At 50.8% G+C, this 10,477-nt stretch carries 8 protein-coding genes; 5 read left to right on the top strand and 3 right to left on the bottom strand.

Annotation, left to right across the window (positions count from 1 at the left end; genetic code table 11):
* Positions 1-117: 117 nt before the first annotated feature.
* From xylB to H6F80_RS16615, 3 genes are all read right to left on the bottom strand, one after another.
* Positions 118-1,581 (bottom strand): xylulokinase, encoded by a 1,464-nt coding sequence (xylB, locus tag H6F80_RS16625; protein WP_190792644.1) that lies wholly within the window; start codon positions 1,579-1,581, stop codon positions 118-120.
* 18 nt (positions 1,582-1,599) lie between these two features.
* On the bottom strand, positions 1,600-2,559 hold the full coding sequence (locus H6F80_RS16620; RefSeq protein WP_190792643.1) for a sugar-binding transcriptional regulator: 960 nt from the start codon (positions 2,557-2,559) through the stop codon (positions 1,600-1,602).
* A gap of 210 nt (positions 2,560-2,769) precedes the next feature.
* Positions 2,770-3,582 carry an SDR family NAD(P)-dependent oxidoreductase gene (locus H6F80_RS16615; RefSeq protein ID WP_190792642.1) on the bottom strand — a complete coding sequence of 271 codons (813 nt, stop codon included), beginning with the start codon at positions 3,580-3,582 and terminating at the stop codon, positions 2,770-2,772.
* Positions 3,583-3,907: 325 nt separating this feature from the next.
* Between H6F80_RS16615 and H6F80_RS16610 the strand changes: the two genes are divergently transcribed.
* The 5 genes from H6F80_RS16610 to H6F80_RS16590 all read left to right on the top strand — a co-directional run bounded on the left by H6F80_RS16610 (position 3,908) and on the right by H6F80_RS16590 (position 10,294).
* Complete coding sequence (locus H6F80_RS16610) at positions 3,908-5,269, top strand: ABC transporter substrate-binding protein (RefSeq protein ID WP_190792641.1); 1,362 nt, start codon at positions 3,908-3,910, stop codon at positions 5,267-5,269.
* 202 nt (positions 5,270-5,471) lie between these two features.
* On the top strand, positions 5,472-6,386 hold the full coding sequence (locus H6F80_RS16605; RefSeq protein ID WP_190792640.1) for a carbohydrate ABC transporter permease: 915 nt from the start codon (positions 5,472-5,474) through the stop codon (positions 6,384-6,386).
* Positions 6,387-6,415: 29 nt separating this feature from the next.
* Entirely contained in the window at positions 6,416-7,249 is an 834-nt protein-coding gene (locus tag H6F80_RS16600; RefSeq protein WP_190792639.1) for a carbohydrate ABC transporter permease, read from the top strand.
* 62 nt (positions 7,250-7,311) lie between these two features.
* Complete coding sequence (locus H6F80_RS16595) at positions 7,312-8,454, top strand: ABC transporter ATP-binding protein (RefSeq protein WP_190792638.1); 1,143 nt, start codon at positions 7,312-7,314, stop codon at positions 8,452-8,454.
* Positions 8,455-8,809: 355 nt separating this feature from the next.
* A complete protein-coding gene (locus H6F80_RS16590; RefSeq protein WP_190792637.1) occupies positions 8,810-10,294 on the top strand; it encodes a mannitol dehydrogenase family protein in 1,485 nt (494 codons plus the stop codon).
* Positions 10,295-10,477 lie beyond the last annotated feature (183 nt).

Raw genomic sequence — 10,477 nt, 5'->3', positions numbered from 1 at the left:
TACCACCCACCAGTTTTTGCGACACAACCGGTAAAACCAGGCAAGCGAGGTATGATCCTGTATTTTATCTCTTCTCTAAAGTTATGTTTGTTGTCAATGCCCTTTTTGTCACTCTACTCATCGAACCGCTTTTAGCAAATCATACAGGCTTTGAAACTGCTGAAACAGTTTTTCATAGGTTGGTTCCGAAGCTGGATGGATTACCCTTTTGTCGCCTGTCACTTGTTTCAAGATATCCTCCAGTGAAGCTACACCTGCCCCAACGATCGCTAATAATGCTGCACCATAGGCTGCTCCTTCTTCTGCTTGAGGAATGACGAGCTTCATTTGCAGCGCATTTGCCAGGATTTGCAGCCACAGCTCTGATTTAGTACCGCCTCCAGTTGCAATGAAAGTATCTACCGCCGTCAGGGGAACCATGACTTGATGTACTGCCCGTAGGCTGAGTGCCACACCTTCCAACAGAGCGCGGATCAGATCTGACTGACCGTGTGCCAAAGCTAGATTAATCCATGCACCTCTCGCTCCAGGGTCAAGGTAGGGCGATCGTTCTCCAGCCAAGTGGGGGATAAATAAAACCCCTCTCGCCCCAGCAGGCGATCGTTCTGCCAAAGCCATCAGCTCAACATAGTTAGCCTCCGGTGCAAAGATATCGCGATACCAGCGCAAAGAACCCGCAGCAGCTAACGTGACACCCAGCAAATGATAGCTACCATCTGCATGGCAAAACAGATGAATGCGTCCCTGCGGATCGGGAGTTGGCTGGTCAAGCGGCGCAAAAATGACGCCAGAGGTTCCCAGACTGATACTGCCTTGGCGCAAATTCGCTGAAGAGATGCCTAAGCCGATTGCCGCTGCTGCATTATCCCCTCCTCCAGCGACCACAGGCAGTCCTGCAGGCAGTCCGATTTTCTCTGCCAGTTCCGGCTTGAGCCGTCCGCCGATCGCAGTTGACTCAATCACCGCTGGAAACAGATCGACGCTCACCCCCAATGCCTGAAGCACCTCTTCATCCCACTGACGCGTTTCGAGATGCAAGCAGCCTGTTCCTGATGCATCCGAAGGTTCCGTAAACCACTCGCCCGTCAGCACATACCCCAGATAGTCCTTGGGCAGGAGAACTTGCTGAGTCCGAGCATAGGCCTCTGGTTCCTCGCTGCATAGCCAGATAATTTTTGGAAGCTGAAACCCGGTCACAGCAGGATTACCCGTACGCTGAATGAGGGTCGATCGCGGCACAATCGATTCGATCTGGGAAACGGCTTGCTCGGTGCGCTGATCGTTCCACAAAATTGCCGGACGAACCACTTGCCCTTCTGCATCTAGAGCAACCATCCCGTGCATCTGACCGGACAATCCCAACCCGATCACCTGATCTGCCTCGATTTGCTGTGCAACTTCCTTGAGAGCTAACAAGCTAGCAGATGTCCACTCGACCGGATTTTGCTCTGTCCAGCCTGGACGGGGAGACAGCAAAGGGTAGCTGCGCGTCGCCTGAGCCACCACCTTTCCTGATAGATCGATCGCCACGACGCGAACCCCGCTCGTTCCCAGGTCCAAACCTAGCGCTATGTTCCTCATCCCAAAATTCCTTATCAATTAATCGTTTGCCGTTGCCAAAAGCTTCTGTGCTGATTCCTTATCTGTAATGAGTCCGTTAATGAGCTTGCCCTGCAAAGCTGCCCGAATCGCTTCTATCCTCTCCGAATCACCTGCTACGCCAATTACCAGCTTTTGAGTAGGCTGTTCTAGCGGTACACTGGCAACGCGACTGTTCGTTGCTCCTTCAATCAGCATTCCTTCACGATCGTATGCCCAGCCTGCAATTTCACCCACGGCTCCAGCCTCGACTAACTCTGTCACTTCTGCATCATTAATAAATCCATCCCGATGCAGGGGGCAGTCCCAGCCAATTTGACCGATACCAACAAAGGTTGCTTTTGCCTGCTCTGCCAGAGCTTTGATTGTGAGAAACGATCGCTGCGTCTGGAGTAGCTGTCGTTCTTCTACGCTGGTGGCAATCACCGGAGTTGGAACGGGGTATGCTTGAGAGCCAACGCGATCGGATAAATGCATCACCACTTCATGCCGACCTGCATGACCGTAATGAGACAAATTGCCAACGATCGAAATGACCTTGTGCTGGGGCTGGTTCATGGGCGAAATCTGCTCCACCACTGATCGAAGCATTCGTCCAGAGGAAAACGCAAGGATGAGCGGCGTGCGTGTCATCAGGTAGTTTTCCAGATGGGTCGCCGCACAGATGCTAATGCCGTTCCGTGGATCAGTTGTTGTAGGAACGACTTCGCAAACGGCAAGTCCCCATCGATCGCGCAAAGCTTCTGCCAGGGCAATACAGTTGCTGAGCGGGTAATCGAGCCGAAATTTGATCAGCCGTTCACTCACAGCTAAAGCAACCATACGCTGTGCGGCCTGTCGAGAGATTTGTAACTTGATCGCAATCTCATCCTGAGTATTTCCGGCAATGTAATAGAGCCATGCAGCGTGGGCAGCAAGGTCAAGTTTTCGATCGCGGCGAATTGAGGAGAAGTCGTTCATGGCGGATAAAGGGGGAGAAAGAAAATTCAGAATGAAAAGCAGCGCGATGACTATTGTTCATCGAAATCACGACAAATTAATCATCTGAAACTTGTCAGCGAAAGAACAGCCTTCATCAACACCGTTTCGCTAAAAACCCCACCAAATCTTCATCTTTTTGAGCATTTACCTAAGGACTGAGAAAATGCTCAATTCTTGGATGAAGCCATGCTACTGCCCACCGGTGATCTCTAGATTGAAGCCTGTAATATAGGTTGCTTCCTCGCTCATCAAGAAAGCAACTCCACTAGCGACCTCTTCCAGGCTGCCCAATCGCCGCATCGGTACGGACTGAATCATCTGCTGCTCTACGACTTTTGGATCGGTGTCAAAATACTGCGAACCAACTGCCGCTTGGAGTTCCGTTTGCCTCGTCCACATATAGCCAGGTCCGATCAGGGCAGGCGATAGCGCATTAACACGAATCTTATGGAGAGCCAAATCCTTGGCTGCTGTTTGTGTCATCCCAATCACCGCAAACTTTGATGCACCATAGGCCAGCATATTCGCCGGACCGACTACGCCTGCATAGCTCGCAGTATTAACGATCGCACCACCACCCTGCTGTTTAAGACAAGTTGCAGCAGTTTTAAGCACATGAAATACTCCAACGACATTAATCTCAATTACTTTCCGAAAATCATCTTCTGGATAATTATCGGTCGTTGCAAATGCCCCTTGATAGCCTGCGTTGTTAAATACATAATCAATATGCCCAAACTGGTTGATTGCCCGATCGAAGGTTGCTTTGACTTCATCAACATTTGTGACATCACAGCGTAGTGAGGCGATCGGCACTTTGTAGTTTGCCAACTCTGCAGCAACTTCTGCCTGCTTCGTTTCATTTAAGTCCAGTAGGATGATTCCCGCGCCGCTGCTCGCAAAGCGATGATCCACTGCCCGCCCAAAGTCACCTGCACCGCCTGTAATCAAAATTGTTTTATCAGTGAAAGAATAGGTGGCTGTCCCCGCTTGAGTTGCCATTGATTTGTATCCTTTTGTAGATAAGCTTTGAGTTGTTTTTTGAGAGGATTAGCTCAATTGCATGACCCTGGTTTGCTGCGTAATGAGGTGGATTACAAAGTAATGCAGCAGAAGTGCAACAGAGGCTGAAATGATTCGAGGATAAGCAAACGCTACTTTAGCTGTCTTCGAATATGTATCAGGTTCATCAATAAATGTTGCAACTTCCCTCTTTTCCTCTCAGGCTTCTGTGAAAGCCATCTATATTCTTATTATTGAGCATCTGCTCGAACTCTGAGTATTAAATCAAGATAAATCAACAATCTTTCGCCAAGGAGTTAATGCGATGCGAGTACCCCGCTTCGCCAAGCTATTTTTTGCGATGTGCGTCGGTTTTTTCCTGGTGCAGCTTCATGCCTGCTCACCCCAACAGTCCAACCAGGCAAGCGGTGGTGGCGGCGGCGAACAAGCGACCCTGACGATCGCCACGGTCAATAACGCCGACATGGTGGTGATGCAAAGGCTATCGAACCAGTTTGAAAAAGACAACCCAAATATCGACTTGAATTGGGTGGTGCTGGAGGAAAATGTCCTGCGGCAGCGCGTCACCAACGACATTGCCAATAAGGGCGGACAATTTGACGTGATGACGATCGGCACCTACGAAGCTCCAATTTGGGGTAAGCAGGACTGGCTGAGGCCGCTGGAAAATCTTTCGGCGGACTATGATGTGAACGATATTTTGAAGCCAATTCGAGATGCACTGTCGGTAGACGGCAGGCTCTATGCACTGCCCTTCTACGGCGAGAGTTCGATGCTCTACTACCGTAAGGATCTGTTCCAGCAAGCAGGCATCACGGTTCCGGAACAGCCAACCTACACCCAGATTAAGGAATGGGCAGCTAGGCTGCACAACCCGAATGCGGGTGTGTATGGCATTTGTCTACGAGGCAAGCCAGGTTGGGGTGAGAATACGGCCTTTGTTACCACGATGGCGAACGCTTATGGCGCAAAGTGGTTTGATGCAAATTGGAATCCGCAGCTGACTAGCCCAGAATGGAAGGCAGCAGTGAATGACTATGTGTCGATGCTGAAGCAGTACGGTCCTCCAGGAGCAAGCTCAAACGGCTTTAATGAAAACCTGGCTCTGTTCTCCACCGGCAAGTGCGGCATGTGGGTGGATGCAACGGTGGCGGCTGGTTTGTTGTCGAACCCGCAGGAATCTCAGGTGGCAGACACAGTGGGCTTTGCACGCGCGCCGATTCAAGCGACGGGCAATGGTTCAAACTGGCTATGGGCGTGGTCATTGGGAATTCCCAGTTCGTCTAAGTCACCGGAGGCAGCTCAGCAATTTATCGAGTGGGCAACTTCGAAGGAATACGTTCAGCTTGTTGCACAGGAAAATGGTTGGGTTGCTGTTCCGCCGGGAACTCGCGCTTCTACCTACGCCAATGCGGAGTACAAGAAAGCCGCTCCCTTTGCGGATACCGTGCTGAAGTCGATTGAATCTGCTCAGCCGGGACCGACTGCCACTAAACCTTATACAGGCATCCAGTTTGTGGGAATTCCTGAATTCCAGGCGATCGGGACTCAGGTCGGTCAAACGCTGGCGTCAGCTCTCACGGGTCAGGTGTCGGTAGACCAGGCGTTGCAGCAAGCACAGTCCTCTACAACGAATGCGATGAAGAGTGCAGGCTACCTCAAGTAAAGCTGGCAGCCGCGAGGGTGATTTGAGCAGGACAAAAATTAGGCTACTTGCTTGAGATTGCCCTCAAAGCAGCTGGTGCTGTGGTGATAGGTATAAGGGTGGGTTTCAAACCTGCCCCTACAAGATCCATGACTCACCTCATGGATACGAATTCTGCTTCAACAAATTGTTTTGAGATTCATCTCTATATCCATTCACATTTATGTCTTCACTGACATTTCAACCCAATCCGCAAGCTGGACCCAAAGGCCGATCGCGCCGATTACCCAATACGTCTTTGCTGACTGGACCATCGATCATTGCTTTACTGCTATGGATGATTGTGCCGCTCGTGATGACGGTATGGTTTTCGTTTCAGCGATATAACCTGATTAATCCGGCTCTGCGCGGCTTTGCCGGGTTTTCTAACTATATGCGCCTGCTCAGCGACGGATCGCTCTGGTCTTCGATCGGCGTCACGCTCATTCTGGTCGGCTCGGTGCTGGTGATTACGATCGGCTTCGGAATACTGCTGGCAGTCCTGTTTAACGAAGAGTTTTGGGGACGCGGGGTTGCCCGAATCCTTGCAATTAGCCCTTTCTTTGTCATGCCAACCGTGAGTGCGCTGATCTGGAAAAATCTGCTGATGCACCCGGTCAACGGTCTGTTTGCCTTTTTTACTCGCTCACTGGGACTGGGGGCAATCGACTGGTTCGCGCAGTATCCGCTCCTGTCAGTCATTTTGATTGTGTCGTGGGAGTGGCTGCCGTTTGCGCTGCTGATTTTGCTGACAGCGATTCAGTCTCTCGATCAAGAGCAGGTCGAAGCGGCTCGGATGGATGGGGCAAAGGCGATCGCTACGTTTCGGTTTGTCACGCTGCCGCACCTGAGTCGAGCAATTGCCGTGGTTGCCATGATTGAAACCATCTTCCTGCTGACCATCTTTGCGGAAATCTTTGTAACGACGGCAGGGGGACCAGGACTGGCGACAACGAACCTGGCCTATCTCATCTACATTCGGGCACTGCTCGACTTTGATGTGGGCGGTGCGTCGGCAGGCGGTTTAATTGCGGTCGTGCTGGCGAATATTGTGGCAATTTTCCTGATGCGTCTCGTCGCGAAGAATCTGGACACCTGAACTCTAGAGCGAATTCACTGGAAATCAAAATGGCAACTCAATCCGATCGTCGGCTCTATCGCAAAATATGGCTTTCGCTGCTGGGCTGGGCAGCCGGAATCCTGCTGTTTTTCCCCGTCTTTTGGATGTTTTTGACCAGCTTTAAACCTGAAGTCGAGGCGGTTTCAGCCGTGCCGCAGCTCTTCTTTCAGCCAACGCTGGAAAACTACGCCACCATTCAGGAACGGGCAAACTACTTCAACTTTGCGATGAACAGTATCGTCATCTCAGTCGGCTCGACGCTGCTGGTGCTGCTGTTGGGCGTTCCGGCGGCATACGCGATGGCATTCTTTCCCACTAAGCGAACTAAAAGTACACTGCTGTGGATGCTGTCTACTAAAATGCTGCCTTCTGTAGGCGTTCTGGTTCCGATTTATATTTTGTTTCGCAACTCTAATTTGCTCGATACACGCATTGGTTTGATTTTGATCTATACGCTGATTAATCTACCGATCGCCGTTTGGATGATTTACACCTTCTTCAGAGACGTTCCGAAAGAAATCCTTGAAGCGGGTCGGATGGATGGGGCAAAAACTCGTCAAGAGTTATTTCACGTCCTGTTACCGCTTTCTCTCCCCGGCATTGCTTCTACTGCTCTCCTCTGCATCATCCTGTCCTGGAACGAGGCATTCTGGAGCATCAACTTAACCACGACCAACGCAACACCCCTGACTGCTTTTATCGCCTCCTTTTCCAGTCCACAGGGTTTGTTCTGGGCAAAGCTTTCTGCCGCCTCTTCACTGGCGATCGCCCCCATTCTGATTTTTGGTTGGATGAGTCAGCGTCAGCTTGTCCGAGGTCTCACGTTCGGCGCAGTTAAGTAAACGTCCGCTCAACCCTATTCCCTTGTACTTTTACTTCACCAACCTGTCCGTAAGGAGAAACTATGGCATCCGTCACGCTCAGAAACATTCGCAAACGCTATAGCGATACAGAAGTCATTAAAGGCATCGACTTAGACATCAACGATCGTGAATTTGTGGTTTTTGTTGGTCCGTCAGGTTGCGGGAAGTCAACCCTGATGCGAATGATTGCCGGACTGGAAGACATCACCTCAGGCGATTTATTGATTGACAGCAAACGCTCCAACGACATTCCCGCAGCCGATCGCGGATTGGCAATGGTATTCCAAACCTACGCGCTTTACCCCCATATGACTGTTGCTGAAAATATGGCGTTCAGTTTGCGGTTAGCAGGGGTTCCCAAAGCACAGCGGCTACAGCGGGCGCGAGAGGTAGCAAGAATCCTTCAGCTTGAGCCGTTGCTCAATCGCAAACCCAGAGAACTCTCTGGCGGACAGCGACAGCGTGTGGCGATCGGACGGGCACTGGTCCGCAGTCCGAAGGTCTTTTTGTTTGATGAACCGTTGTCAAACCTGGATGCTGCGCTGCGGGTGCAAATGCGGATTGAATTAGCCCGCCTGCATGACAGCCTGCAAGCAACAATGATTTATGTAACGCACGACCAGATCGAGGCAATGACTCTGGCAGACAAGATTGTCGTGCTGCAAGCTGGCGTGATTGAGCAGGTGGGATCGCCACTCGAACTCTATCACCATCCCCGCAATTTGTTTGTTGCTGGATTCATTGGTTCACCCAAGATGAATTTCCTGTCTGCGACAGTGACTGGCATCAGTGAGTTTGAAGGCGTGACGATAACGCTGAAGAATCGAACGGCAATTACCCTTCCAGTGCATGCGGGAGGGGTGAAAATTGGTGATGCTGTGACGCTGGGAGTTCGTCCAGAACATTTGCAGCTCGTTGGTTTACATCAGACAGATCATCATGGAGCCAGTTCCCGCACCATTCAGGGAGAAGTGCTTGTTGCAGAGCACTTGGGCGGTGAAACTTATCTCTACTTACAGATGGAGGGTGGCGAAAGCTTGATGGTGAAAGCGGACGGCAACAATCGCAGCAATCTACACGATCGCGTTTCCGTTCAAATCGATCGAGATACCTGTCATTTGTTCAATTTAGAGGGAGTGACGCTTCCTCCGCTCCAGCATTCGGCAGTTCCTCAAAGCGTTTAATCCTCAAGGTTCCCTCTCGCGGCAATTTTTTGGGGAACCTTTTGTAATGAAGGCTTCAAAGTTCCGGCGTTGCTGAATCGAAGAATGAAGCCAAAAATTGATATCCTGTATTGCCCCCGTAGTTCTCTTTCTGCCCCACGTTTGGGGGACTTCCGAACTGATGAACGAGCACAGCTTCTGCCGGGTTGGGAGGCTAGGGGGGCGAATCATACGCTATTCAGCAACGCCGCAGTTCGTTAGGAGCGGGGGCAAAGTGAAGAATGAAAGGGGCAATGTAGCATTGCAAATACTTTTCAAGCATTCTCTAATTTACGTTTGACAACATTATTCCTGCATTAATCGAAAATAAGGAATTATGAATCTCCAAACTCATGCTCCAGTTCAGCTAACAGAAGCTACTTTATTCCATCTCTCTCCTGAGATTCGCATTCCTCAGTACGATCGCCACACCATTACTCCGGGGATTGTGCATATTGGTGTCGGTGGATTTCATCGGGCGCATCAGGCTGTTTATCTGGACGACTATTTTCATCAAAGCGACGATAAACAGTGGGGAATTGTGGGCGTCGGGCTGCTGGAATGGGACAAGCGGATGCGGGATGCGCTGCAATCGCAGGACTGTCTCTATACGCTCGTAGAACGTTCGGCAGCAAGCGATCGGGCAAGAATAATTGGCTCAATTGGCAAGTATCTTTATGCCCCAGATAATCGTCAGGCAGTAGTCGATGCAATGGCGGCACCAGAGTGCAAAATCGTCACGCTCACTGTTACCGAGGCAGGCTATTACTACATCGAAGGCAGCGGTGAACTGGATGTAAACCATCCCACGATACAGTATGATTTGCAGCATCCCGAGCAGCCGATCGGTGCCTTCGGATTTCTGATTGCAGCACTCGATCGCCGTCGTCAAGCCGGATTGCCGCCCTTCACCATCCTGTCCTGCGATAACATCCAGGGCAACGGGAATGTGACTCGTAAAATGGTGACCGCTTATGCTGAACTAGCGAACCCCAGCTTAGCTGCCTGGATTCAAGAAAACGTCAGCTTCCCCAACAGCATGGTGGATCGCATTACGCCTGCCACGACGGATGCCGATCGTGCGATGGTTGCCGAGCAGCTTGGCATTCAGGACGGCTTCCCGGTCGTGACAGAACCGTTTATTCAGTGGGTGATCGAAGATAATTTTTGTGCCGGAAGACCTGCTTGGGAAACGGTAGGTGTCCAGTTTACCAACGATGTACATTCCTACGAAAAAATCAAGATTCGCTTGCTTAATGCCAGCCATTTGCTGATTGGTTATTTAGGTGAGCTGGCAGGCTATCGCTATGTGCATGAAGTCATGGCAGACCCACTGTTTCGTCGGGCAGTTGAACAACTAATGGAGGAAACGACCTCAACATTGAAACCCGTTCCCGGTATGGAGCTAACTGCCTATAAGCAAACTCTCATCGAGCGATTCTCGAATCCCAGAATGCCAGACCAGCTTCCCCGCCTTTGTCTCAACGGAGCCGCCAAAATGCCGAAATTTGTCCTGGGAACGGTGCGCGATCGGCTTCAGCAATCCGCTTCTGTGAACTATCTGGGTTTAGTCGTTGCGGCTTGGTGTCGCTATCTTCAAGGCACGGACGATCAGGGACGCAAGATTGTGATTGATGACCCGATGGCAGAGATTCTCACCGACCGGGCACAAAGTTCAGACGCCCCGCGATCAATCCTGCGCCTGACTGAAATCTTTGGCGAAGATCTATCCCAGGCTCAGGAATTTGTGGAGGTAGTCACCGCTCATTTCCACAGTCTGCGCGATCGGGGAGCAAAAGCAACGCTGGCAGATTTAGCTTAGCCTCGAAGCTTATTTTGCAGTTGATGCACGCCTGTGTCAATCCGTTGCACCATGCGTTCTGAAAATTCGGCGATCGTCGCAGCATCGACTTGCGTTAAGCCCTTTTTGCCGTCCCGTCAAATTTTGGGTTCTGTCGCAAGAATTTTTAACGCTGAATAACCTACATCATTCGCTCTGTTTTAT

The sequence above is a fragment of the Leptolyngbya sp. FACHB-711 genome (genome assembly GCF_014695615.1).
Taxonomy (GTDB): domain Bacteria; phylum Cyanobacteriota; class Cyanobacteriia; order Elainellales; family Elainellaceae; genus Leptolyngbya_A.
The sequence above is the reverse complement of the archived record's forward strand: the minus strand, read 5'-3'. Positions and strand labels throughout refer to the sequence as shown.

Bases quoted from the DNA above. Each gene is read 5' to 3' on its own strand.
- xylB (WP_190792644.1), bottom strand. From the start codon at position 1,581: ATGAGGAACATAGCGCTAGGTTTGGACCTGGGAACGAGCGGGGTTCGC.
- H6F80_RS16620 (WP_190792643.1), bottom strand. From the start codon at position 2,559: ATGAACGACTTCTCCTCAATTCGCCGCGATCGAAAACTTGACCTTGCT.
- H6F80_RS16615 (WP_190792642.1), bottom strand. From the start codon at position 3,582: ATGGCAACTCAAGCGGGGACAGCCACCTATTCTTTCACTGATAAAACA.
- H6F80_RS16610 (WP_190792641.1), top strand. From the start codon at position 3,908: ATGCGAGTACCCCGCTTCGCCAAGCTATTTTTTGCGATGTGCGTCGGT.
- H6F80_RS16605 (WP_190792640.1), top strand. From the start codon at position 5,472: ATGTCTTCACTGACATTTCAACCCAATCCGCAAGCTGGACCCAAAGGC.
- H6F80_RS16600 (WP_190792639.1), top strand. From the start codon at position 6,416: ATGGCAACTCAATCCGATCGTCGGCTCTATCGCAAAATATGGCTTTCG.
- H6F80_RS16595 (WP_190792638.1), top strand. From the start codon at position 7,312: ATGGCATCCGTCACGCTCAGAAACATTCGCAAACGCTATAGCGATACA.
- H6F80_RS16590 (WP_190792637.1), top strand. From the start codon at position 8,810: ATGAATCTCCAAACTCATGCTCCAGTTCAGCTAACAGAAGCTACTTTA.